The organism is Streptomyces sp. CBMA152 (genome assembly GCF_014596475.1).
Classification (GTDB): domain Bacteria; phylum Actinomycetota; class Actinomycetes; order Streptomycetales; family Streptomycetaceae; genus Streptomyces.
The window spans coordinates 151,618-173,819 of record NZ_MECJ01000039.1; the positions used below are offsets into that span (position 1 = coordinate 151,618).

General features: G+C 71.0%; 24 protein-coding genes. 11 read left to right on the forward strand and 13 right to left on the reverse strand.

Annotated features, from left to right (window positions below; translation table 11 throughout):
* Positions 1 to 40 precede the first annotated feature (40 nt).
* The gene (locus tag BG418_RS38710; RefSeq protein ID WP_188278772.1) at positions 41 to 874 is read right to left on the reverse strand and encodes a TIM barrel protein; all 834 of its coding nucleotides are present in this window, start codon (positions 872 to 874) and stop codon (positions 41 to 43) included.
* A gap of 137 nt (positions 875 to 1,011) precedes the next feature.
* On the opposite strand from BG418_RS38710, the gene BG418_RS38715 reads away from it, so the two are divergent.
* The 7 genes from BG418_RS38715 to BG418_RS38745 all read left to right on the forward strand — a co-directional run bounded on the left by BG418_RS38715 (position 1,012) and on the right by BG418_RS38745 (position 6,933).
* Positions 1,012 to 1,263, forward strand: coding sequence for a hypothetical protein (locus tag BG418_RS38715; RefSeq protein WP_188278773.1), 252 nt, complete (start codon positions 1,012 to 1,014; stop codon positions 1,261 to 1,263).
* On the forward strand, positions 1,260 to 1,637 hold the full coding sequence (locus BG418_RS38720) for a helix-turn-helix domain-containing protein (RefSeq protein WP_188278774.1): 378 nt from the start codon (positions 1,260 to 1,262) through the stop codon (positions 1,635 to 1,637). The genes BG418_RS38715 and BG418_RS38720 overlap by 4 nt, the downstream gene beginning before the upstream one ends.
* 158 nt (positions 1,638 to 1,795) lie before the next feature.
* Positions 1,796 to 2,320, forward strand: coding sequence for a 2-oxo-4-hydroxy-4-carboxy-5-ureidoimidazoline decarboxylase (gene uraD, locus BG418_RS38725; protein WP_188278775.1), 525 nt, complete (start codon positions 1,796 to 1,798; stop codon positions 2,318 to 2,320).
* Positions 2,320 to 2,724 carry a hydroxyisourate hydrolase gene (uraH, locus tag BG418_RS38730; RefSeq protein ID WP_188278776.1) on the forward strand — a complete coding sequence of 135 codons (405 nt, stop codon included), beginning with the start codon at positions 2,320 to 2,322 and terminating at the stop codon, positions 2,722 to 2,724. Before uraD ends, uraH begins: the two co-directional genes overlap by 1 nt.
* A 5-nt stretch (positions 2,725 to 2,729) precedes the next feature.
* Positions 2,730 to 3,653 (forward strand): factor-independent urate hydroxylase, encoded by a 924-nt coding sequence (pucL, locus tag BG418_RS38735; RefSeq protein WP_188278777.1) that lies wholly within the window; start codon positions 2,730 to 2,732, stop codon positions 3,651 to 3,653.
* Positions 3,654 to 3,789: 136 nt separating this feature from the next.
* Positions 3,790 to 5,175: an 8-oxoguanine deaminase gene (locus tag BG418_RS38740; protein ID WP_188278778.1), complete on the forward strand. Its 1,386-nt coding sequence runs from the start codon at positions 3,790 to 3,792 to the stop codon at positions 5,173 to 5,175.
* Between the two features lie 318 nt (positions 5,176 to 5,493).
* Positions 5,494 to 6,933, forward strand: a complete 1,440-nt coding sequence (locus BG418_RS38745) for a nucleobase:cation symporter-2 family protein (protein WP_399001985.1) — start codon at positions 5,494 to 5,496, stop codon at positions 6,931 to 6,933.
* A 78-nt stretch (positions 6,934 to 7,011) separates the two neighbouring features.
* On the opposite strand, the gene BG418_RS38750 is transcribed toward BG418_RS38745, so the two are convergent.
* Positions 7,012 to 7,860: a chitosanase gene (locus BG418_RS38750; RefSeq protein ID WP_317453903.1), complete on the reverse strand. Its 849-nt coding sequence runs from the start codon at positions 7,858 to 7,860 to the stop codon at positions 7,012 to 7,014.
* A 133-nt stretch (positions 7,861 to 7,993) separates the two neighbouring features.
* Between BG418_RS38750 and BG418_RS40690 the strand changes: the two genes are divergently transcribed.
* Positions 7,994 to 8,602 carry a TMEM175 family protein gene (locus BG418_RS40690; RefSeq protein ID WP_188278779.1) on the forward strand — a complete coding sequence of 203 codons (609 nt, stop codon included), beginning with the start codon at positions 7,994 to 7,996 and terminating at the stop codon, positions 8,600 to 8,602.
* Here BG418_RS40690 and BG418_RS38760 read toward each other — a convergent pair.
* Complete coding sequence (locus tag BG418_RS38760; protein WP_188278780.1) at positions 8,595 to 9,635, reverse strand: Lrp/AsnC family transcriptional regulator; 1,041 nt, start codon at positions 9,633 to 9,635, stop codon at positions 8,595 to 8,597. The two genes, BG418_RS40690 and BG418_RS38760, sit on opposite strands and share 8 nt — an antisense overlap.
* 175 nt (positions 9,636 to 9,810) lie before the next feature.
* Here BG418_RS38760 and BG418_RS38765 point away from each other — a divergent pair, with 175 nt between their 5' ends.
* Entirely contained in the window at positions 9,811 to 11,211 is a 1,401-nt protein-coding gene (locus tag BG418_RS38765) for an MFS transporter (RefSeq protein ID WP_188278781.1), read from the forward strand.
* On the opposite strand, the gene BG418_RS38770 is transcribed toward BG418_RS38765, so the two are convergent.
* From BG418_RS38770 to BG418_RS38785, 4 genes are all read right to left on the reverse strand, one after another.
* Positions 11,180 to 11,776, reverse strand: a complete 597-nt coding sequence (locus BG418_RS38770) for a TIGR03086 family metal-binding protein (RefSeq protein WP_188278782.1) — start codon at positions 11,774 to 11,776, stop codon at positions 11,180 to 11,182. The two genes, BG418_RS38765 and BG418_RS38770, sit on opposite strands and share 32 nt — an antisense overlap.
* Positions 11,777 to 11,852: 76 nt before the next feature.
* Positions 11,853 to 13,058 carry an FAD-dependent monooxygenase gene (locus BG418_RS38775; protein ID WP_188278783.1) on the reverse strand — a complete coding sequence of 402 codons (1,206 nt, stop codon included), beginning with the start codon at positions 13,056 to 13,058 and terminating at the stop codon, positions 11,853 to 11,855.
* Positions 13,059 to 13,148: 90 nt separating this feature from the next.
* Positions 13,149 to 14,768 carry a malate synthase A gene (aceB, locus tag BG418_RS38780; protein ID WP_188278784.1) on the reverse strand — a complete coding sequence of 540 codons (1,620 nt, stop codon included), beginning with the start codon at positions 14,766 to 14,768 and terminating at the stop codon, positions 13,149 to 13,151.
* A 237-nt stretch (positions 14,769 to 15,005) separates the two neighbouring features.
* Complete coding sequence (locus tag BG418_RS38785) at positions 15,006 to 15,614, reverse strand: NTP transferase domain-containing protein (protein WP_188278785.1); 609 nt, start codon at positions 15,612 to 15,614, stop codon at positions 15,006 to 15,008.
* Between the two features lie 158 nt (positions 15,615 to 15,772).
* Between BG418_RS38785 and BG418_RS38790 the strand changes: the two genes are divergently transcribed.
* Positions 15,773 to 16,093 (forward strand): DUF5955 family protein, encoded by a 321-nt coding sequence (locus tag BG418_RS38790; RefSeq protein WP_188278786.1) that lies wholly within the window; start codon positions 15,773 to 15,775, stop codon positions 16,091 to 16,093.
* A 92-nt stretch (positions 16,094 to 16,185) separates the two neighbouring features.
* On the opposite strand, the gene BG418_RS38795 is transcribed toward BG418_RS38790, so the two are convergent.
* Positions 16,186 to 17,673, reverse strand: coding sequence for a PLP-dependent aminotransferase family protein (locus BG418_RS38795; RefSeq protein WP_188278787.1), 1,488 nt, complete (start codon positions 17,671 to 17,673; stop codon positions 16,186 to 16,188).
* A 324-nt stretch (positions 17,674 to 17,997) separates the two neighbouring features.
* On the opposite strand from BG418_RS38795, the gene BG418_RS38800 reads away from it, so the two are divergent.
* On the forward strand, positions 17,998 to 18,492 hold the full coding sequence (locus BG418_RS38800; protein WP_188278788.1) for a universal stress protein: 495 nt from the start codon (positions 17,998 to 18,000) through the stop codon (positions 18,490 to 18,492).
* A gap of 4 nt (positions 18,493 to 18,496) precedes the next feature.
* On the opposite strand, the gene BG418_RS38805 is transcribed toward BG418_RS38800, so the two are convergent.
* The 5 genes from BG418_RS38805 to BG418_RS38825 all read right to left on the reverse strand — a co-directional run bounded on the left by BG418_RS38805 (position 18,497) and on the right by BG418_RS38825 (position 22,158).
* Positions 18,497 to 19,078 carry a hypothetical protein gene (locus BG418_RS38805; protein WP_188278789.1) on the reverse strand — a complete coding sequence of 194 codons (582 nt, stop codon included), beginning with the start codon at positions 19,076 to 19,078 and terminating at the stop codon, positions 18,497 to 18,499.
* Positions 19,079 to 19,087: 9 nt separating this feature from the next.
* Positions 19,088 to 19,900 (reverse strand): papain-like cysteine protease family protein, encoded by an 813-nt coding sequence (locus BG418_RS38810; protein ID WP_188278790.1) that lies wholly within the window; start codon positions 19,898 to 19,900, stop codon positions 19,088 to 19,090.
* Positions 19,901 to 19,909: 9 nt separating this feature from the next.
* Positions 19,910 to 20,236, reverse strand: a complete 327-nt coding sequence (locus tag BG418_RS38815) for a hypothetical protein (protein ID WP_188278791.1) — start codon at positions 20,234 to 20,236, stop codon at positions 19,910 to 19,912.
* 84 nt (positions 20,237 to 20,320) lie between these two features.
* Positions 20,321 to 20,959 (reverse strand): response regulator transcription factor, encoded by a 639-nt coding sequence (locus BG418_RS38820; RefSeq protein ID WP_188278792.1) that lies wholly within the window; start codon positions 20,957 to 20,959, stop codon positions 20,321 to 20,323.
* Entirely contained in the window at positions 20,956 to 22,158 is a 1,203-nt protein-coding gene (locus BG418_RS38825) for a sensor histidine kinase (protein ID WP_188278793.1), read from the reverse strand. Before BG418_RS38825 ends, BG418_RS38820 begins: the two co-directional genes overlap by 4 nt.
* Between the last annotated feature and the right edge of the window lie 44 nt (positions 22,159 to 22,202).

Below are 22,202 nucleotides of genomic sequence, written 5' to 3' on the forward strand. Positions count from 1 at the left end.
CAACTGCTGTGTTACGTCAGGAAGTTCGTGGGGGCGCGAATCAGCGCGCCGCGCGGGCCTCGGCCGGTAGCCACGCGAAGGACGCGGCGGCGTCGGCGGCCTTGTACTCCAGGCCGACCCAGCCCTCGTAACCCGCCTTGGCGAGCTGGTTGAGCAGGGCCTCCAGGGGGAGTTCGCCGGTGCCCGGCGCGCCACGGCCCGGGTTGTCGGCGATCTGTACGTGGCCGGTCTTGTCCGCGTACGCCTCGATGACCTGGGTGACGTCCTCGCCGTTCATCGACAGGTGGTAGATGTCGAGGAGGAACTTGGCGTTGCCGAGGCCGGTCGCCGCGTTGACCTTGTCGACGACCTCGATCGCGGACGGGGCGCTGACCAGCGGGTACAGCGGCGACTCCGGCTTGTTCAGGGCCTCGACCAGGAGGATCGCGCCGATGCGGTCGGCCGCGCGGGCCGCCAGCACCAGGTTCTCCAGCGCGAGCGAGTCCTGGACCTGCGGGTCCACGCCCTCGACGCGGTTGCCGTAAAGGGCGTTGAGCGCCTTGCAGCCCACCGAGGCGGCGAAGTCCGCCGCGACCTCGATGTTGGCGCGGAAGCGGTCCGACTCCTCGCCGGGTACGGAGAGGGCTCCGCGGTCGGGGCCCGGCAGGGCGCCCGCGTAGAAGTTCAGCCCCACCAGCTGGGTGCCGGCGTCGTCGAGCGCCTTCTTCAGGGCGTCGAGCTCGGCCTGCGCCGGAGTGGGGGTTTCGATCCAGGGCCACCACAGCTCGACCGCCGTGAAGCCCGCCGCGGCCGCGGCCGCGGGGCGCTCCAGGAGCGGGAGTTCCGTGAAGAGGATCGAGAGGTTCACATCGAAGCGCTGGTCCGAGTATCCCATGGGGTTCGGCGCTCCTTCCGTATTGCGGAAGTTACTTTCTGCTTGATGGAAGGTTGCAGGGAGAGGGGTGAGCTTGTCAAGGGGGCCCTGTCCGATTGACCTCCCGGATTTCCGAATCCGCGCAGTAGGTTGTGCGCGTGCGATTGAGAGTGGAGTTCACGACCGAGCCCTTCGACCTGGACGAGGCGCCCCCGCATGCGGTGGCCGCCCGTGAGGTCCTGCAGACGGCGGCGCTCGACGCCGTGGACGTGGGCCCCTTCGGCAACACCGCCGAGGGCGGCGCGGACGAGGTGCTGACCGCCGTCGACGCGCTGCTGCGCAAGTCCCTGGCGGCCGGGGCCACCCGCGTCTCGCTCCAGGTCAACGTGGTCGGGGAGGGCGAGAAGTGACCGAGCCCGCCGACCACCCGCTGGTCACCGCCGTCAAGCCGCTGGTCGACGCCATGGGCGCGGAGATACTGGGGCCCGACCAGGCCCAGCCCGACGACGTGGTGCTCAGCTGGGAGGGCGAGGACGTCATCGCGGTCCGGCTGCCGCAGCTGTCGGACTCCCTGGACCACATCCTGGCCGCCATGGAGCGGCGCCACGGCATGCCGCTGGCCGCGCTCGACCGCAAGGCCAAGCAGTCGGTCGTACGGACCCTGGAGGCGCGCGGAGCGTTCTCCGTACGCCATGGGGTGGAGACCGTCGCGTCCGCCCTGGGGGTCAGCCGCTTCACCGTGTACAACTACCTGAACAGGGAAAACGCCGCCAAGAGCGAGTGAGCGCGGCGCGCCGCCGAGCCTCGCGCGCAGAGCCGCCGTCCGCGGATCGGGACGGCGGCTTTTTGTTGCTCCAAGTTTTCAACAAAGTGTTGACGGGATGTTTCCGAGGGCGTTAGCTATCCGCAGCCCGTCCAGCACCAAGGCCACGGAGGCCGTTCGTGACTTCGACCTCGACGCCGGGCCTCGCCCGGTTCAACACCTCCGACGACAGCACGGCGCTCGCCGAGCTCCACGAGGTGTGCGCCAGCTCGGTATGGGGGAGCAAGCTGCTCGCCCGGCGCCCGTACGCCACCGCCGACGAGCTCTTCGCCGCCAGCGACGCCGCCATGGCCGAGCTGGACGCCAAGGACCTCGAAGAGGCGATGGCGGGGCACGCGCCGATCGGGCGGCCGAAGCCGGGCGACCCGACGTCCGCCCGCGAACAGCGGGGGATGGCCGGCGCCTCCGAGGAGCTCAAGGCCGAGATGCTCGATCTGAACCTGGCCTACCAGGACACGTTCGGCCATGTCTTCCTGATCTGCGCCACCGGGGCCACCGGTGAGCAGATGCGCGACGCGATGAAGGCCAGGATCGGCAACACCGCCGAGGCGGAGCGCGAGATCGTGCGCGCCGAACTCGGGAAGATCAACCGGATCCGGCTGACCCGTCTCGTGGAAACCGCAGAAGAAGAGGACAGGGACTGATGAGCACCGCGACCACCGCGTCGGTGTCGACGCACATCCTCGACACCAGCATCGGCCGCCCCGCCGAGGGCGTCGCCATCTCGCTCGCCGCCCGCTCGGGCCGCGACGCCGAGTGGGTGGCGCTCGGCGGCTCCGCGACCGACGCGGACGGGCGCTGCAAGGACCTTCCGGCGCTGCCGGAGGGAACGACCCATGTACGACTCGACTTCGAGGTCGAGACGTACTTCACGCGTTCAATCAAGACAGTGAAGCAAGCCGAGGCGCAGCAGGACGCCCCCCGCGTAAGGGACAGCGGTGCGTTCTTCCCGGAGGTGGCGATCACGTTCGCCGTCGTGCCGGGCGAGCACTATCACGTACCGCTGCTGCTCAACCCGTTCGGCTACTCCGTTTACCGAGGGAGCTAGCAGACATGCCCACGATTCTCGGCCAGAACCAGTACGGCAAAGCAGAGAACCGCGTCGTCAAGATCACGCGGGACGGCGACACGCACCACATCAAGGACCTGAACGTCTCGGTCGCCCTCTCCGGTGACATGGACGACGTCCACTACTCCGGCTCGAACGCGAACGTCCTGCCGACGGACACCACCAAGAACACGGTGTTCGCCTTCGCCAAGGAGTACGGCATCGAGTCCGCCGAGCAGTTCGGCATCCACCTCGCCCGTCACTTCGTGACGTCGCAGGAGCCGATCCACCGGGCGCGCATCCGCATCGAGGAGTACACCTGGGAGCGCATCGCCACCTCCGACGCCAACTCCAAGTTCATCGGCTCGGACGAGGTACGGCACTCCTTCGCCCGCAAGGGCCAGGAGCTGCGCACCACCCAGATCACCTTCGACGGTGAGAACTGGGAGATCATCTCCGGTCTCAAGGACCTCACGGTCATGAACTCCACCAACTCGGAGTTCTGGGGCTACGTCAAGGACAAGTACACGACGCTGAAGGAGGCGTACGACCGCATCCTGTGCACCGACGTCTCCGCTGCCTGGCGTTACAACTGGACCAGCGACGAAGACCGGATGCCCAACTGGGAGAAGTCGTACGAGCAGGCCAAGAAGCACATACTCCAGGCCTTCGCCGAGACGTACTCGCTCTCGCTCCAGCAGACCCTGTACCAGATGGGTTCGCGGGTCATCAACAGCCGCAGCGAGATCGACGAGATCCGCTTCTCGCTGCCGAACAACCACCACTTCCTGGTCGACCTGGAGCCGTTCGGGCTCAAGAACGACAACGAGGTCTACTTCGCCGCGGACCGCCCGTACGGTCTGATCGAGGCCACCGTGCTGCGCGACGGCGTCGAGCCGCGCATCCCGGTCGACATGACCAACCTCTGACGCGGAGCGCCCCCGGACCCCGCCGCCCGGGGGCGCTTTTCCACCCACTCGGCACCCGTGGGCCGCCCGGCCCCGGCACTCAAATCCTCTAGGGTCCTGCCGTGCCCGCTCTGCAAGTCAAGGAAGAGGAAGCACGATGGCACCATCGGCAGCCCAGCGCATCGTCATCGAGAACTGTGCGATCGCGACCGTGGACGCCAACGACACCGAGTACGCCTCCGGGTACCTCGTCGTCGCCGGCAACCGCATCGAGTCGATCGGCGCGGGCCGGGCCCCGCAGCACCTGGAGAACGTGGTCCGCCGCATCGACGGCACCGGCCACCTGGTCACCCCCGGCCTGGTCAACACGCACCACCACTTCTACCAGTGGATCACCCGCGGCCTGGCCACCGACCACAACCTGTTCAACTGGCTGGTGGCGCTCTACCCGACCTGGGCGCGCATCGACGCGCAGATGGGGCGCGTCGCCGCGCAGGGCTCGCTCGCGATGATGGCCCGCGGCGGTGTCACCACCGCGATGGACCACCACTACGTGTACCCACAGGGCGCCGGCGACCTCTCCGGCGCGATCATCGGCGCCGCCGCCGAGATGGGCGTACGGTTCACGCTCGCCCGCGGCTCCATGGACCGCAGCAAGAAGGACGGCGGTCTGCCGCCGGACTTCGCCGTCGAGACCCTGGAGGGCGCGCTCGCCGGGACCGAGGAGACGGTCGACCGGTTCCACGACGCCTCGTTCGACTCGATGACCCAGGTCGCGGTCGCCCCCTGCTCGCCGTTCTCGGTCTCCACCGAACTCATGAAGCAGGGCGCCGAGTTGGCCCGCCGCAAGGGCGTACGGCTGCACACCCACGGCTCGGAGACCGTCGAGGAGGAGCAGTTCTGCAAGGAGCTGTTCGGCATGGGTCCGACCGACTACTTCGAGTCGACCGGCTGGCTCGGCTCCGATGTGTGGATGGCGCACTGCGTCCACATGAACGACTCGGACATCGCCGCCTTCGCCGGCACCGGCACCGGCGTCGCCCACTGCCCGTCCTCCAACGCGCGCCTCGCCGCCGGTATCGCCCGCGTCCCCGACATGCTGAAGGCGGGTGTCCCGGTCGGCCTCGGCGTGGACGGCACCGCCTCCAACGAGTCCGGCGAGCTCCACACCGAACTGCGCAACGCGCTCCTGATCAACCGCCTCGGCGCCCACCGCGAGTCCGCGCTCAACGCCCGCCAGGCGCTGCGGCTCGGCACGTACGGCGGCGCCCAGGTGCTCGGCCGCTCGGCCGAGATCGGGTCCCTCGAAGCCGGCAAGCTCGCCGACTTCGTGCTGTGGAAGCTGGACACCCTCGCCCACGCCTCCATCGCCGACCCGGTCATCGCACTGGTCTTCGGCGCCGCCGCCCCGGTGACGGCGTCGTTCGTCAACGGCAAGCAGATCGTCGAGGACAACCGCCTCCTCACGGTCGACGAGGACGCCATCGCCCGCGCCACGCGGGACGAGGCGCAGCGCCTCGCGCGGATCGCCGCGCAGGCCTGATCCCGACCGGGATTCCCGCCCAGGAGTCCGGCCGAGGGGGACGGCCCTCGGCCGGTCGCCGTGGACCCGAGCGGGGCCCACGGCAGCCGCGCCCGGGGGGTGCGCACCACAGGAAGGTGCGCACCCCCCGGGACGGTGACTCGTGCCAATCCCCGCACGAGGCAGGTCTCTTCGCCGGACGAGTCGGTGGTACGAGAAAGATCTTTTCGCCGTACGAGACCGAACCGTACGCCCCACGAAACACAGCCGCACCACACTGCACCACCTCCCTGACACCCGCGTCGCCGCCGACGCGTTACCCGACCGGAGGAACCGCCCGTGGCCGCCCTGCCCGCGCCCCGCAACGACGCAGTAACCGAGGGAGCAGTCGCCCCTCACGTCCCGGCCGCCGAAGGTGCCACGCACCCGGTCGACGAGACCCTCCCCCCACTGAAGATGTTCACCAGCGGCCTTCAGCACGTGGCCGCGATGTACGCGGGCGTGGTGGCCCCGCCCATGGTCGTCGGGCCCGCCGTCGGGCTCAGCGCCAAGGAGACCGCGTTCCTGATCGGCGCGAGTCTGTTCACCGCCGGACTCGCGACCCTGCTCCAGACCATCGGGTTCTGGAAGGTCGGCGCCCGCCTCCCGTTCGTCAACGGTGTCTCGTTCGCCGGTGTCACCCCGATGATCGCGATCGGCAAGGACCGCGGCCACGACGGTATGGCGGTCATCTTCGGGGCGGTGATCGTCGCGAGCGTCCTCGGTTTCGTACTCGCCCCGTACTTCAGCAAGTTGCTCCGCTTCTTCCCGCCCGTCGTCACCGGCACGGTCATCACCCTGATAGGTGTCTCCCTGCTCCCGGTGGCCTTCCGCTGGGCGCAGGGCGGCAACGCCACCGCGCACGACTTCGGTTCGACGAAGAACATCGGGATGGCCGCGCTGACCCTGGTGATCGTGCTGGCGCTGCGCAAACTGCTGCGCGGCTTCCTCCAGCAGATCGCGATCCTGCTCGGCCTGGTCGTGGGCACGTTGATCGCCGTGCCGTTCGGCATGACCAGCTTGGACGCGCTCCGGGGCGCGGACGCCGTCGGCTTCCCCACGCCGTTCCACTTCGGCGCACCGCACTTCGAGATCGCCGCGATCGTCTCCATGTGCATCGTGATGCTGGTCTGCATGACCGAGTCGACCGCCGACATGCTGGCGCTCGGCAAGATCGTCGGCCGCCCGGCGGACGAGCGCACCATCGAGGGCGGCCTGCGCGCCGACACCCTCGGCAGCGCCGTCAGCCCGCTCTTCAACGGCTTCATGGCGAGCGCCTTCGCGCAGAACATCGGCCTGGTCGCGATGACCAAGGTGCGCAGCCGCTTCGTGGTCGCCACCGGCGGCGGGATCCTCGTCCTGCTCGGCCTGTGCCCGGTGGCCGCGTCGGTGATCGCGCTCGTCCCGCTGCCGGTCCTCGGCGGCGCGGGCATCGTGCTCTTCGGCTCGGTCGCGGCCAGCGGCATCCAGACGCTGTCCACGGCCGCCCTGGACCAGGGCGAGAACGCGCTGATCGTCGCGGCCGCCCTCGGCGTCGGCCTCATCCCGATCGCGGCGCCCACGTTCTACGACGCCTTCCCGCAGAACGTCCGGGTCGTCCTCGACTCCGGCATCTCCACCGGCTGCGTGATCGCGATCGTCCTGAACCTGGCCTTCAACCACCTAGGCCGCAAGGAGAGTTCGGCGGAATCGGAAGCGGAAGCGGGGGTGCTGGCCGAGCCCGCGGTGGTCGCGCACTGACCCCGTACGTACGACACAACAACGCGAGCGGCGTGCACGGTACCGTGCACGCCGCTCGTTTCTCTCTATAGCCTCACATCAGCTGATGTGGTACGGATCGCCGTAGACATGCCAGTCCAGCGGCGTGTCGAGGTTGAGGTTGCCGTTGTTGAGGAACACCCGCTGCTCGGTGTCGACGCGGCTGGTGTCGCTGTGCGCCTCCTCCTGCTTCATCGCCCAGACGCGGGCGTCGAGGAAGGCGTTGAGGTACGTCGTCTCGTCGCCGCCCTGGGACGGCGGCTTGGCCTTCTTCAGCGCCTTCTTGCGGATGCCGCTGAAGGTGGTCGGGTCGCTGCCGTCGCCGTGCATGACGAGGGCGTCGTAGTAGATGAACTGGCCGAGCGTGCCCACGCCGTCGGCCTTGCCCTGCCGGACCGCCGGGTCGAAGTACACCCGGTCGCGCTCGTCGTTCTGGGCGTTCTTGAAGGCGGTCTCCGAGGCGGCCGTCTTCCAGTCCTTGGTGAAGTGCGGGTCGAGCCCGGCGTGCGAGTCCGAGCCGTTCACCTTGCGCAGGGCGGGCAGGTACTTCTCCAGTACGTTCCCGGGCTCGCGGTCGCTGTACAGCTGGACCAGGTCGAGCATGTCACCGGTGCCGGAGCAGAACCCGATGATCCCGGCCGTGTAGCCCCGGCCGTCGTGGATGTCCTCGATGTACTTGTACTGGGCCTTCCAGTTGAGTGAGGAGTTCTCCGCGCTGGAGACGAGCTCCATCGCTATTTCCTTCTTGGCCGGGTCGTCGAGCCCGGTCGCCGCAGCTGCCATGGGGGCATTGTGGCTGGTGGCCGCAGTGGCGGTGGCGGCGGGTACGGCAAGGACGGCGGCGCCGAGCAGAGCCGTGGCGGTGATCCTGAGACGACGTGCGGTGGCGCTGTGGTGGGGGGTGAGCACCGGACCTCCTGGGGGGAGTTCGTCGTTCCGCTGTTTTGTTAGGAAACTTTCCTACCAGCTCTCCGGCGGACCCGTACACCCTTGCGGCACAAGGAAGTTGAAGAATCGGGACGGGTCGGGTTCAGTTCACCCGGTGAATGAATCAAGCCGGGTCGAGGCGTTCAGCGACGGCGTTTTCGCCATCGCGATCACCCTCCTCATCCTGGAAATCAAGGTGCCCCAGCACTCCGGCGACCACCTGTGGAGCGACCTGGGCCGCCAGTGGCCCTCGTACGCCGCGTATGTGGTGAGCTTCCTGGTCATCGGCATCATGTGGGTCAACCACCACACCGTCTTCAGCTATGTGGCGCGCGTCGACCGCACGCTGATGTTCCTCAATCTGCTGCTGCTCATGACGGTCGCCGCGATCCCGTGGCCGGCGGGGCTGATGGCCGAATATCTGCGGGAGGAGCACGCGTCGCATGTCGCCGCCGCCGTGTACAGCGGCTTCATGGTCGTCATGGCCCTCAACTTCACGGCGCTGTGGTGGCATCTGACCCGCACCGGCCACCTCTTCGACTCCCGGGTCGACGTACGAGCCGCCCGCGCCACCCGCGCCCGCTTCGCGATCGGCTCGCTCGCCTACCCGGCGACGGTGGGCCTCGCCTTCGTCTCGGCACCGCTGACCCTCGCGGCGCACGGTCTGCTCGCGGTGTACTACGGCTTCAACCAGCTCAAGGTGCCTGTACGGGAGGCTAGTTGAGGGTGCGCTGCCCCGGGGAGGCGCGCCGAGAGGGCGCGGGTGTGAGCGGGGCGCGCCGGGAGGGCGTCGGTGCGAGGGGACCCGCCGCCTTCACCGTGCGCAGCACCGGCGCGGTCTCCAGGGTGCGGATCGCCTCCAGCGCGCCGAGCCGTTGGGTGAGGTAGTGGTGCAGCGCGGCCGGGTCGGGGCAGAGCGCCTGGGCGACGAGGTTGCTCGGGCCGGTGGTCGCGGCGACGAAGGCGAGCTCGTCGTGGCGGGCGAGCTCGCGGGCCACCGCGTCGAGGTGCGCCGGAGTGACCGCCATCCACAGCAGTGCCTGCGTACCGCCGCCGAGCTGGGCACCGTCGACCTCGACGTCGAAGAACAGAGCCCCGCGGGCCCGTAGTTCGCCGATGCGCCGCGCGACCGTCGCGGGCGACCAGCCGGTGGCGACGGCGAGCTCGGCGAGAGCCGCCCGGCCGTCGTGCCGCAGGGCGGCGAGGAGGTGGTCGTCGGTGGGCATGGGAAGCGCGCGTGATCCCTCGACTTCCTTGTCTGTTACGCCGGTTGGGGCGAGCGCCCGCTGCTGCTCGGCGTCCAGGGTGCGGGCCCGGCCGTGCCAGGCCGTGGGGCCGCCGAGGTACATGTGCAGGACATAGTGCGCGGACACGGCGGTCACCCCGGCGGTCCGGGGGATCTCGCGCAGCAGCAGCGTCTGCGGGGCGTGGACGATCGCCACGATCTCGGTGCCGCCCGAGGCGAGCTTGACCCAGGAGGTGTCCTCGCGGCGTGCGAGGGCCTGGGCGAGATCCTGCGCGGCGCGCGGCACGGCGCTGAGCCGCACCATCCACTGGGCGAGCCCCGCCTTCGCCGGATCGACGAGCCCGACCACCCGCAGCCCCGCCTCGCCCCGCAGCCGCCGGTAGCGCCGGGCGACGGTCTGCGTCGACACCTCCAGGACCGCCGCGATCCGCGCGAACGAGGCCCGCCCGTCGAGGTGCAGGGCGTGGACCAGAGCACGGTCGATCTCGTCGAGCACGTGAGATTCCTTCATCTGAGTCGTATAGGTGGAACGAATCGATGGATCCGGCGCTGTGGATGGAACCGCCAGCGTACGCGCCGACAGGCTCGGGGGAGGCCGGGGAGCCCGGCGGCGTAGGGGAGGAGTGGCTGTGTCGAAGGTCGTACGACAGGAAGTTGTGCGGGGGGACTTGGGAGAGGCGCCAGGGTTGCCCCTCGGCCGGTACCGATGGCGCTGGGCCGCGCTGGCAGTGCTCCTCGTCGCCGAGGCGATGAATCTCCTTGACGCGACGATCGTGCAGGTTGCGGCGCCCGTCATCCGGACCGACCTGGGCGGCCCGGACTCGGTCGTCCAGTGGTACGCCGCCGCGTACACCCTCCCCTTCGCCATGTTCCTCATCACCGGCGGTCGCCTCGGGGACATCCTCGGGCGCAGGCGGGTGTTCCGGGTCGGGGTGGCGGTGTTCCTCGTGGCCTCGGTGGCGTGCGCGGCCGCGCCCTCGTACGGGGTGCTGATCGGGGCGCGGGCCGTGCAGGGGGCCGCAGCCGCGCTGGTCATCCCGCAGACCATCGGCCTGATCCGGGCCATGTTCGACGGCGACGAGATGGCGCGGGCGCTCGGGAGCATCGGCCCGGTGATGGGGCTCGCCGCCGTCTGCGGACCCGCGCTCGGCGGGCTGCTGACCCACGCCGACCTGTTCGGCTCGTCCTGGCGGTCGGTGTTCCTGGTGAACCTGCCGCTCGGCGCCGCCGTCCTGCTCGCGGCCCCGCTGCTGCGGGAGGACCGGGCGGCCAGGCGCCCGCGCCTGGACCTCACCGGCACCGCGCTCGTGGTGACCGGCTCCGGCGCGGTGGTCTACCCGCTGATCCAGGGCCAGGACGCCGGATGGCCCGCCTGGACCTGGGCGCTCCTTGCGGCCGGAGTCGCGCTGCTCGGGCTCTTCGGGGTCGACCAGCGCCGCAAGAGCCGCCACGGCCGCAGCCCGCTGGTCGAGGCCGGGCTCTTCCGGCACCGGGGCTTCCCGGCGGCCCTGGTGACCTCCACGCTCTTCTTCGCGGTGCTGAACGGTCTGATGCTGGTGATCGTCCTGCACCTCCAACTCGGCCTCGAATCAGATGTGTTGACGGCCGGGCTCACTCTGCTGCCCTGGTCCCTCGGCATGGCCGTCGCCTCCTGGGTCGCGGGCACCCGCCTCGTGCCCCGGTACGGGCCGCGCCTGATGTACGCCGGAATCGCCACACTCCTCACGGGGGTCCTGGCCGCGACAGCCGTGTACGCGGTGAGCGACCCCGCCCGCTACCCGTGGCCGCTGCCGGGCGCGCTCGCGGTGTGCGGTACGGGCGTCGGGCTGTTCACCGTCCCGTTCTTCACAGCCGCACTGCACCGCGTCGGCCCCGCCGAGACCGGCTCGGCCGCCGGGCTGCTCAACGCGGTGCAGCAACTCGGCGGCACCCTGGGCACGGCCCTGCTCGGCAGCGTCTTCCTGGGCGCGGCGGACCCGGCCGCCGGAGCCCAACGGGCGTTCTGGGCATCCGCGTTGCTGCTCGTCGCCACAGCGGCCGCCGTGGCGACCGGGCTCAGGCGGCCCAGCCCGGATCCCGCCCGCTGAGCCCGACGACCCGGTCGAGCAGCGGGGCGTCCTCGGGCACCTCGACGACCGGCCCGAAGGCGGGGGCGCGCAGGGTGCTGTCCCGGTTCGCCGCGAAGAAGCCGTACGCCACCTCCAGACCGGCCGCGCCCGGGTCGTACTCCTGGCCGGTCGCGCGGGCCAGGTCCCAGCCGTGGACGACGAGTTCGTTGAGCGCGACCACGCCCGCGATCGCGGCCGGGAACGTGACGCCGCCCGCCTGGGTGTCCCCGTCCCACGCCTGCGGCGCGCGCCACGCCTCGGCCAGCGCCGTGAGCCGCCCGGGCAGCCCGGTCCGCCAGTCCTCGGGCAGTACGGGCGTGACGGACCCGGGGTCGGTGCCGGTCGCGGGACCGAAGTTCTTGTGCGCGGCCGCGGTGAAGGCGCCGGTCAGCCCGGCGATGTGCCCGACGAGCTCGCGTACCGAGTACTTGGGGCAGGGTGTCGGAGCCGCGAGCTGGTCGTCCCGTACGCCGTCGATCAGGCGGGCCACGGCGTGGGCGGCGGGGGCGAGGTCTGGCCTGGGGTTCTGTGCGTGTGCGTCCATGCAGGGGAGACCGGTCGGGCGGGGGGAACTCATCGGTGGCTGAACGATGACCCGGGACCGGTCACGACCCGACTGTTCACGACGTGAGGCGGCGGCCGCCGAAGCCGCCCGAGCCGTCGACCTGCTGCCACCACTTCTCCAGGCCCCGCTGGTCCATCGCGCTCCAGTCGGGCGTCTCCTGGACGAGCCCGAGGCCGAGTTGGCGGCCGAGTTCCACCATGGAACGGCCGGTCGCGGCGCGGCTCTCGTCGTACGCGTGCAGTGCCGTCTCCCAGTCGGGTGCGGCCGTGAGGCTGGCCTCCAGGGCGGTGGCGTCCTGGAGCGCCTTGACCGCGCCGCCGCCGGTGTGCGGGCGGGCCACCGTCGCCGCGTCGCCCGCGAGGACCAGCCGGCCGCTGGCGTAGTGGGGCGCGGTGAAGTCGTACATCGGTTGCACGAACAGCTCCTCGGCGGTGGTCGTGCGCACCAACTGGCCCCAATACGGCGCCAGTTGAGTGTCCGCGATATGCGCGAGCCGGGTGTGCAGCGTCTCGGCGAGGGTGCCCGGCGGCAGGCTGGTGGGGTTGTCGAAGCGCAGGTCGAGGTCCGGGGGAGGGGCGGTGTAGAGCACCCAGTTGATCCGCAGGCCGCCCTTGCCGTCCGGGATGCGGTAGATGATCGTGTGCCCGCCGGGGAAGACCGCGTACACGCAGTCCTCGTCGGGCCACAGCTCCGGTGCCATCAGCCGCTCGGCCGGGAAGGCGCCCCGCCAGGCGAGATAGCCCGCGTACTCGGGGCGCACCTCGGCGAACGCGGCCGTGCGCACCGCCGAGCGGTAGCCGTCGGCCCCGATCACCAGGTCGAACCGCTCGCTGCCGGAGGCGGTGGTCACCTCCACCCCGTCCGGGTCCGCCTCGACGCCGGTCACGGTCGCGCCACCCCGGAACTCCGCCGACTTCGGTACCCGGTCGCGCAGTTCATGCCAGAGCGGACCCCAGTTGTACGTACGGAACGGGAACGGCAGCACGCCGATGCGGCGGCCCAGCGGCGCCGAGCCGTTCTTGACGTACCAGCAGCGGCGGCTCAGCTGGAGCCACGGCATCGCCGCGTCCACATATCCGGCCGACTCCAGCTCCGCGTACCGGTCGTTGTGCATCGCGAGCCCGACGCCCCGGTCGGCCAGTTGGCCCGCGGCCCGTTCGAACACGGTGATCTCCGCGGCGCCGCCGCGGTGCGCTGCCAGCGCCGCGGCACATCCGGCGACGCTTCCGCCGACTACGGCGACCCTGCCTCCACGTAACATTCACTCATTCTGACAGGGGCGCGGGTCCGAAGCGGTGAATTCGCTCCGGACCCGCGCCCCTTGAGGTCATGCGGGCCGCTGAGGCGCTGGTCAGCCGACCAGTTGCTCGTACGCGGGCAGCGTCAGGAAGTCCGCGTAGTCCGCGTCGAGCGAGACCTTCAGCAGGAGGTCGTGGGCCTGCTGCCACTTGCCGGCTGCGAACGCCTCCTCGCCGATCTCGGCCCGGATCGCGGCCAGTTCCTCGGCGGCGACCTTGCGGGCGAGGTCGGCGGTGGCGCGCTCGCCGTTCTCGAACACGACGCCCGCGTTGATCCACTGCCAGATCTGCGAGCGGGAGATCTCGGCGGTGGCCGCGTCCTCCATCAGGTTGAAGATGGCGACCGCGCCCAGGCCCCGCAGCCAGGCCTCGATGTAGCGGGTGCCGACCTGGACGGCGGCGACCAGACCCGCGTACGTGGGCTTGGCGTCCAGCGAGTCGATGGCGATCAGATCACCGGCGGCGACCGAGACGTCCTCGCGCAGGCGGTCCTTCTGGTTCGGCTTGTCGCCGAGGACCGCGTCGAAGGACGCCATCGCGATCGGGACGAGGTCGGGGTGGGCGACCCAGGAGCCGTCGAAGCCGTCGCCCGCCTCGCGGTCCTTGTCGGCCTTGACCTTCTCGAACGCGACCTTGTTGACCTCGGCGTCCTTGCGGGACGGGATGAACGCCGCCATGCCGCCGATCGCGTGCGCGCCGCGCTTGTGGCAGGTGCGGACCAGGAGTTCGGTGTACGCGCGCATGAACGGCGCCGTCATGGTCACCGCGTTGCGGTCCGGCAGGACGAACTTGGCGCCGCCGTCGCGGAAGTTCTTGACGATGGAGAAGAGGTAGTCCCAGCGGCCCGCGTTCAGCCCGGCCGCGTGGTCGCGCAGCTCGTAGAGGATCTCCTCCATCTCGTACGCGGCCGTGATCGTCTCGATGAGGACGGTGGCGCGGACGGTGCCCTGCGGGATGCCGACGTAGTCCTGGGCGAAGACGAAGATGTCGTTCCAGAGGCGGGCCTCCAGGTACGACTCGGTCTTCGGGAGGTAGAAGTACGGGCCCTTGCCGAGCTCGATCAGGCGCTTGGCGTTGTGGAAGAAGTAGAGGCCGAAGTCGACCAGGGCGCCCGGCACCGGACGGCCGTCGAAGCGCAGGTGGCGCTCCTCCAGGTGCCAGCCGCGCGGCCGCATCACGACGGTCGCGAGCTCGCCCGCGTCCTTGAGTGCGTACGACTTGCCCGACTTCGGGTCGGTGAAGTCGATCTTCCGCTCGTACGCGTCCATCAGGTTGAGCTGGCCGAGGACGACGTTCTCCCAGGTGGGGGCCGAGGCGTCCTCGAAGTCGGCGAGCCAGACCTTCGCGCCCGAGTTCAGCGCGTTGATGGTCATCTTGCGGTCGGTGGGGCCGGTGATCTCGACCCGGCGGTCGTTCAGCGCGGCCGGGGCCGGCGCGACCTTCCAGTCGCCCTCGCGGACGGCGGCGGTCTCGGGGCGGAAGTCCAGCGTGGAGGTGCGGGCGATCTCGGCGCGGCGCTCCTGGCGGCGGAGCAGGAGCTCGTCACGGCGGGGCGTGAACAGCCGGTGCAGCTCGGCCACGAAGGCGAGGGCCGCGTCGGTGAGCACCTCGTCCTGCCGGGGCAGGGGCTCGGCGTCGACGATGGCCAGCGGGGACGGCGCTGGTGCGGACATGTGCTGTCACTCCTTCGCGGGCGGTGCCCTCGCCGGCCGCCGGGAGGCAGAAATGGCACTGAGTGCCATCGCCCCGGATACGACTGGGGGCGCCGTCTCAATCAATCGGGCGCTTCTGAACAGTGGATACTAGTTTCCTCATAGTGGAAGTTCAATGGTTTGTTGATGTCGAGATTCTCCGGGTCGACAGACCGTGGCGCTCGGTGCCACCCCGTTCACTCCAGGTGTACCGGAGTATCAGTCGAGCCGCTTGAGATCGGCCTCCGTGTCGATGTCGTACGGCTCGGCCACGTCCCCGCACTCGACCAGCGCGATCGCCGACTCGTGCGCCTTGAGATACGCGCGTGCCCCGCGGTCGCCCTCGGCGCTGGCCGCGATGTCCGGCCAGCGGTCGGCGCCGAAGAGCACGGGATGGCCGCGCCGCCCGTCGTACGAGGCTGCGACCAGCGATGCGGGGGAGTCGTAGGCGGCTCGTACGCGGGCGATGGCCGCCGGGCCGATGCCGGGCTGGTCGACCAGGGAGACCAGGGCGGCGCTCGCGCCTGTTGTGGCGAGCGAGGCGAGTCCCGCGCGCAGTGAGGAGCCCATGCCCTCGGCCCAGTCCGGGTTGTCGACGAGTACGCAGCCCTCCAGGCGGGCGCGGGCCCGCACCTCGTCGGCCGAGGCGCCGAGCACCACGTGCACGGCCGTGCAGCCGCCCTCGCGCAGCACCCGCACCGCGTACTCCACGAGCGGGCGGCCCCGGTGCGTCAACAGAGCCTTCGGGCGTCCGCCGAGCCTGCGTCCGCCACCCGCCGCCAGCAGCAGACCCACGACCTGCGGTTCGTCGTTCCTCGGTGATGTCATGGCCCCACGTATATCGAATGGGGGCGCCGAATTCCGTCCGCACAGTGGCGCGCGCCGGGCGCGATGGCGTTAACTTGCCCGCAACTCCCGTCAGTTGACCTTCGCTGACGGGCTGTGAACGGCCCGACGGTGTGCGTGGGGCGCCTGGGGAAGGACTTGTGTTGCGACGCGTGGAGCAGAGGCCCGTGACCGGCAGTGGTGAGGACCCGGACCCCAGAGTCGCCGAACTGCGGGTGGCCGTGGCGCGGCTGCGGCGGGAGCTGGCGGGGCATCCGGCGGAGTTCCGGGACCGGGCGGTGGCCGAGGACGAGCTGGCGGCGCTGGATGCCATGGCTGTCACCGGTGCGCCCGAGGTGTTGCGGCTGCGTCGCTCTCTGCTGTTGATCGCCGGGTCGATCGGGTCCGTGAGTGCGTTGTCCCTGGCGGTCAAGGGGCTGCGGGAAGCCGTCGACTTATTCGGGGATCCGCCCCAGCGGTAGCGCTCCGCGCGTGTGTTTTCGTCTGCGGGTCGGTGGGGGCTTGTCGCGCAGTTCCCCGCGCCCCTAGGGGGGACGGGGGTGATGCACGCCGCTCATGCGACCCAGTGCGGTTGCGTCGGCTGCGTTGTCGATGTCGGGAGGCCTGCGTCCAGCGTTGCCGCCAGACGCCGTACCGCTTCCCGGGTCATCTCCGGCGGCAGGCAGTACGGGATCCTCAGGCGGTGTTCGTGGGTGCCTGGGTCGGCCGCGAATCTGGCGCCGCCCTGGAGCAGTACCCCGTGCGCCAGGGCTGCCTGGGCCAGGGCGCCCGCTATTGGGCGGCCCAGGTCGACCCAGAGCGTCAGGCCGCCCGGCGGCAACTGCCAGCGCCATTCCGGGAATTGGGCCGTGAGCGCGTCCGCCAGGGCCGCGCGCTGCTCCCGCATCCGTCGCAGGCGGTCCACCAGTACGTCGTCCATGCCGGGCAGCAGGTTCACCGCCACCAGCTGGTCGAGGACCGAGGACGCCATGTCCTGATGGATGCGTGTCCCCGCGAGCTCGGTGATCAGGCGTGAGCCCGCCCGCACCCAGCCGATCCGCAGCCCGCCCCAGTGGGTCTTGCTGAGCGAGCCGACCGTCACGATCTGCTCGGCCTCGCCGTGGTGCGCGAGCGAGGCGAACGGCGCGGGCGCCGCGACATCGAGCGCCATCTCCGCCATCGTCTCGTCGATGAGCAGCCAGGTGCCGGTGGCGCGCGCCGACCGCAGTAGCCGGGTGCGCTGCTCGGTCGGCATCAGCGCGCCGGTCGGGTTGTGGAAGTCCGGGATCAGATACGCGAGCCGGGGCGCGGTCTGCCGCAGGGCGCACTCCATCAGCTCGCCGTCCCAGCCGTCGTCCGTCACCGGTACGGGAGTGATGCGCAGCCCCGCGTGGCGTACGGCGTCCAGGCCGTTGGCGTACGACGGACTCTCGACGATCACCCGGTCGCCCGGGCGGCCGAGCAGGGCCACCACCAGGGAGAGCGCCTGCTGCGCGCCCGTGGTGATCAGGATCTGGTCGGGCAGGGTCGGCAGGCCGCGCCGGGTGTAGCGCTCGGCGACGGCCGCGCGCAGCCGGGGCAGGCCGAGCGGATGGTAGCCGGGTGTGCGCAGATGGCTGGGCAACTCGTCCGCGGCCAAGGCCAGCGCCTCGGTGTACTCGGCCTCCGGCGCCGAGGGCGCCGCCATGGCCAGGTCGATGAGGTCCGAGCCGTCCGCGAAGCTGGCCACATTGGCCGGGCGCTGGCCGTCCGGCAGCTCGGTCCAGGTGCCCGCGCCACGCCGGCTCAGCGCGTACCCGCCCTCGCGCAGCAGGTCGTACGCCGCCGTGACGGTGGCCCGGCTGACCCCGAGCGCGGTGGCCAGCTCCCGCTCGGCGGGGAGCCTGGCGTGCAGCGGAATCCGGCCGTCCAGGAGCAGGGTGCGTACGCCCTGGGCCAGCGGGCGGTAGCCCGGGCGCGTCCCGGCGGTCGCGGCGAGCAGCGTGGCCAGCTGTCGGCTGCCGAGCGTCCGACTGGTGGCCGTCGTGCCGCCCACGGAGTGGACCATGCGGATCCCTGCCATACCAACTCCCCTTGATTGGCCCTGCTGGCCGGTCCAATCAGCGTACAGACTCGACTGTAGGCAGTGCGATTGGCCTGGCGGCCAGCGGTAGTGGGAGAGGGCGGGTGTCATGTACGGCGTGGTGACGGATCGCTTCGAGCGAGCTATGCAGGCGCTCCGCGAGGAGAGGCCGGAAGGGGTGTCGCTGGAGTGGGTGCGTTTGCGGCTGCGGGCCGTCTTGGGCTGGTCGCGCCCGCGCGGCGGAGCCGCAAATGTCACAGCCCCGCGCCCCCAAACGGACGCGGGGACGTATCGGGCTGCTACTAGTTCGCTCCGGAGGCCGAAGTGAGCTCGCGCGGGCGCGTCGTCGTCGGCGTCAGTGGGTCGCTCGGCGGGCTTGCCGCCTTGCGCGCGGGGGCCGGGGAAGCGCGGCGTAGTGGGCGCGTGCTTGTCGCCGTCATCGCTTGGGAGCCGCCCGAAGGGCGGGCCCTGTATCTGCGCAATCCCGAGCCCGCCTGGGCCGCGCACTGGGAGCTGGATGCGCGGCAGCGGCTCGACCGGGCCTTTGAGGATGCCTTTGGCGGGCTGCCCGACGGGGTCGAGGTGCGCAAGGTGGCGGGGATGGACCGGCCCGGGCGGGTGCTGTGTGCCGTCGCCGGTCGGCCCGATGATCTGCTGGTCGTGGGCGGGCGCCCGGGTGCCTGGTGGGCGCCGGTGCGCCGGTATGTGTTGCGGCACGCCAAGTGCCCGCTTCTGACCGTACCGGCGCCCCGCCCACCGAAGGGTGCCGCCCGGGAGCTGCGGCATGCGACAGCGGAGGACTTCACCCTCCGGGGCTGAGCCCTCAGCCGCCGCCCCGGTCGTCCCCCGCCTCCGGAGGCAGGATGTCCTGCGGGGCGTCGCGGGCCAACAGCGTGAAGAGTTCCGTCGCCGGATACGCGTGGTCCGCCTCGACCCCGGGCGGGGCCGGGGCCGCCGGGATCAGCGTGTCCGACGCCTCGCCGTGCAGCCAGACCGCGATCAGGTGGACGGCCGGAAGATGCAGCAGACGCACCTCCGCGTCGCCCGACTCACGGTCCGCCGCGTCGAGCGCGGCCGCCGTTCCGGCCACGAACGGGCCGTAGTTGAGCTGGCTGAAGACATGGCCGCCCGCCTCGTCCCGTACCGTCTCGGCGAGCGCGACCGGGCCGGAGGAGTGCTGGACGAGATAGCGCCAGGCCACCGGCCGCGCCCCGGCAAGGCCGCCCGGCAGATCGGCGAGCCCGATCACGTACATCTGGAGGGGATGGGCGAGTTGGAGTTCGTCGGCCCCGGCGGGCACCAGTGTCTGCGCCGGGCGGACCCGGCCGAGGCCCGCGAGGAGCTCGACCCCGGCCTCGGCGGCGGAACGCGACTCCTGGGGTGGCTGCGGTACTTGAAGCGCCATGGTCCGTCCCTATGCCCGGGTGTAGTAGCTGTGGGTCCAGGTGCCACTGCCCTGGTAGTTGGTCGCGAGCGTGTTGTACACCTGGTCGGAGGGGCCGTAGATCGGGTCGTCCACGGCGACGATCGCATCCGAGTTGTTGTACGGCGCGTCCACGCCCATCGCGGTGAGGAAGTGCCCGCCGCCGGTCGACCAGCCGATCCTGATGCAGAGCGGTCGGCCCGCCTTGATCTCGGACTCGACGGTCGCGAAGTCCACCTGGTTCGTGACCATGTGGTCGAGGTGGCCGACGATGCTCAGTGGATTGTCCAGCGGCTGCTGGGAGTTGCAGCCCGCGCCGCTCGCCCCGCCGGCGCAGCAGTCGGTGCGCCCGGTCTGCTGGTTGGCCACCGCGCACTGCGTCCACGTACTGCCCGCGTTGTAGAAGAGCGCGATGCTGGTGGAGACCGCAGCCCAGCACCAGTTGGTCTGCTGCTGGTGCTGCATCACGAAGGCCAGCCGGCCGCCCTCCCACAGGCTGTAGACCGGCTTGTCGTCCAGGACCGTGATGTCGGTGACGATGTGCAGCGGCGCACCCCAGTCGACAGTGACCACGAAACCCACTCCGTGGTTGGGGTCGTACGGCGGTGAGTGCGGGCTGATGTTGCTCACCCGGACCGGCGCCTCGCCCACGAACCTCGGGCTGTGCTTGAGGTCGTTGGGGTCCACGCTGTACTCGGAGACCGTGACGATCACGGTCGAGTCGTGGTCGATGATGCCCCAGTTGAAGTTCAGCGCCGTCCGGCCCTGCAGACCGGCCCAGTACTGACGTGCGGTACGCGGCATCGGCCCCCCTCAGCCGTTCTGGTACTCGATGTCGACGGGTGGCCCGTCGAGCACCGTGATGTCGGTGACGATGTGCAGCGGGGAGCCCCACTCGACGTTGACCGTGAAGGTGACACCGTGGTTCGGGTCGTACGGCGGCGAGTGCGGGCTGATGTTCTCCACGGTGACCGTGGCGGCGCCGATGAACCGGGGGCTGTGTCGGGGGTCGTTGTTGTCCACGCTGTACTCGGACGCGGTGATGATCACGGTCGAGTCGTGGTTGATGATGCCCCAGTTGAAGTTGAGCCTGGTGCGTCCTTGGAGATTCCACCAGTACTGGCGTGCTGTCTGTGGCATACGGGCCTCCGCGCGGGGTCAGGCCGGGCACATGACGCATCCATGCCCCGCTCCGCCCCTTCCGACGCGGGGGCGTAGACGAATTCACCCCGGTTGGCGAATGAGCCGGCGCGCCGAGGCGGCCGCGACCGCCGCCGTGCGCGACTCCACTCCCAACTTGGCGTAGATATGCACCAGATGGGACTTGACCGTCGCCTGGCTCAGGAAGAGCCGCTTGCTGATCTGCTGGTTGGAGAGCCCGTCGCCGACGAGTTGCAGCACTTCCAGCTCGCGGCGGGTCAGCGCCTCGGCCGGGGTGCGCATCCGGTCCATCAGCCGGTGCGCCACCGCCGGGGCGAGCGCCGACTGCCCGGCCGCCGCCGTGCGCACGGCCGCCGCCAGCTCCTCCGGCGGCGCGTCCTTGAGCAGATACCCGGACGCGCCCGCCTCCACCGCCGCCAGGATGTCGGCGTCCGTGTCGTACGTGGTGAGGACGAGCACCCGGGGCGCGCCCGGCCGTGCGGTGATCGCGGCCGTCGCCGCCGAGCCGTGCAGGCCCGTGCCGAACTGGAGGTCCATGAGGACGACGTCGAAACCGCCCTCGGCCGTGAGCTCCACCGCCCGCTCGGCGGTGGCGGCCTCCCCGGCCACGGTGAAGTCCGGCTCGGTGTCGAGCACGGCCCGCAGCCCCGCTCGTACGATCGGGTGGTCGTCCGCGAGGAGCAGCCTGATCGGGTCGCTCATGACGTGCTCCGGTCGAGCGGCAGCGTGATCGGACCGGTCGTGTACGTGCCCCGGTCCAGCGGCAGGGTGATCGCCACCGCCGTGCCCTGGCCCGGTGCGGACTCGACGCTCAGGGTGCCGCCGAGCGAGCGGGCCCGTGAGCGCATCGCCGGGAGTCCGAAGCCGCCCGTGCCGGACGGCCGTACGCCGCGCGGGTCGAAGCCGCGTCCGTCGTCGACGACATCCAGTGCCACCGAGGTGTCCATGAAGCTGAGGGTGATCTCCGCGCGCTCCGCCGCCGCGTGCTGGACCGTGTTGGCGAGCGCCGACTGGGCGATCCGCAGCAGCGCGACCTCGTACGGAGTGGGCAGCTCGACCGGTGTGCCACTCACACCGAACTGCACGGCGGGACCGGGCGTGGAGGCGCAGAGCCGTTCCAGCGCGCCGGGCAGCGAGGCCTGCTCCAGATCCGGCGGCGTCAGCGCGCGCACGAAACGGCGGGCCTCGGCCAGGTTGTCCTGGGCGGCCGTACGGGCCTGTTCGACATGGGTGCGGGCCGGGTCGTCCGGTCCGAGCGCGCGCTCGGCGGCGCGCAGGAGCAGCTGGATGGACGACAGGCCCTGCGCCAGGGTGTCGTGGATCTCGCGGGCGAGCCGTTCGCGCTCGGCGAGCGTGCCCGCCGCGCGCTCGGCGTCGGCGAGTTCGGCGCGGGTGGAGACCAGCTCCTCGATGAGCTCGCGCCGCCGCTCGCTCTCCCGGTACAGCGCTTCGTAACCGCGTACGGTCGCGACCGCCACGGCGGCACCGAGCAGCGGCCCGATGAACGTGCCGGGTGTGACCTGCTCGCCGTGGAGCAGGAAGCTCGCGATGGCCGCGCCCGCCGTCGCTGCCACGACGGGCGTGCCCCAGCGGATGGGGAGCAGATGCAGCTGGAGGAAGTAGAGCGGGAAGGCCAGCCACAGGGCGTCCGGCGAGAGCGTGAGGAGCACCAGCCAGATGGCGCCGAGCGCCCCGAGCCACCAGGCCGCCTCCTGGGTCCGGGGCCGCACCCTGGGCACCAGCACCCCCGCCGCGTACACCGCGGCCAGCGCGCCCACCGTGACAAGGACGGACACCTGGCCCAGCGCCCGTACGGCCACCAGCACGAGCAGCCCGCACAGCAGCGCGTGCAGACACAGGCGCAGCAGCCGGGCGACCGGGGTGTGGGGGAGGGGGCTCATAGGACTTCCAGCGTAAGCGGGCCCGGGCCCGGCCCGGTCAATCG

Bases quoted from the DNA above. Each gene is read 5' to 3' on its own strand.
- BG418_RS38710 (WP_188278772.1), bottom strand. From the start codon at position 874: ATGGGATACTCGGACCAGCGCTTCGATGTGAACCTCTCGATCCTCTTC.
- uraH (WP_188278776.1), top strand. From the start codon at position 2,320: ATGAGCACCGCGACCACCGCGTCGGTGTCGACGCACATCCTCGACACC.
- pucL (WP_188278777.1), top strand. From the start codon at position 2,730: ATGCCCACGATTCTCGGCCAGAACCAGTACGGCAAAGCAGAGAACCGC.
- BG418_RS38740 (WP_188278778.1), top strand. From the start codon at position 3,790: ATGGCACCATCGGCAGCCCAGCGCATCGTCATCGAGAACTGTGCGATC.
- BG418_RS38760 (WP_188278780.1), bottom strand. From the start codon at position 9,635: ATGAAGGAATCTCACGTGCTCGACGAGATCGACCGTGCTCTGGTCCAC.
- BG418_RS38770 (WP_188278782.1), bottom strand. From the start codon at position 11,776: ATGGACGCACACGCACAGAACCCCAGGCCAGACCTCGCCCCCGCCGCC.
- BG418_RS38775 (WP_188278783.1), bottom strand. From the start codon at position 13,058: ATGTTACGTGGAGGCAGGGTCGCCGTAGTCGGCGGAAGCGTCGCCGGA.
- aceB (WP_188278784.1), bottom strand. From the start codon at position 14,768: ATGTCCGCACCAGCGCCGTCCCCGCTGGCCATCGTCGACGCCGAGCCC.
- BG418_RS38785 (WP_188278785.1), bottom strand. From the start codon at position 15,614: ATGACATCACCGAGGAACGACGAACCGCAGGTCGTGGGTCTGCTGCTG.
- BG418_RS38795 (WP_188278787.1), bottom strand. From the start codon at position 17,673: ATGGCAGGGATCCGCATGGTCCACTCCGTGGGCGGCACGACGGCCACC.
- BG418_RS38805 (WP_188278789.1), bottom strand. From the start codon at position 19,078: ATGGCGCTTCAAGTACCGCAGCCACCCCAGGAGTCGCGTTCCGCCGCC.
- BG418_RS38810 (WP_188278790.1), bottom strand. From the start codon at position 19,900: ATGCCGCGTACCGCACGTCAGTACTGGGCCGGTCTGCAGGGCCGGACG.
- BG418_RS38815 (WP_188278791.1), bottom strand. From the start codon at position 20,236: ATGCCACAGACAGCACGCCAGTACTGGTGGAATCTCCAAGGACGCACC.
- BG418_RS38820 (WP_188278792.1), bottom strand. From the start codon at position 20,959: ATGAGCGACCCGATCAGGCTGCTCCTCGCGGACGACCACCCGATCGTA.
- BG418_RS38825 (WP_188278793.1), bottom strand. From the start codon at position 22,158: ATGAGCCCCCTCCCCCACACCCCGGTCGCCCGGCTGCTGCGCCTGTGT.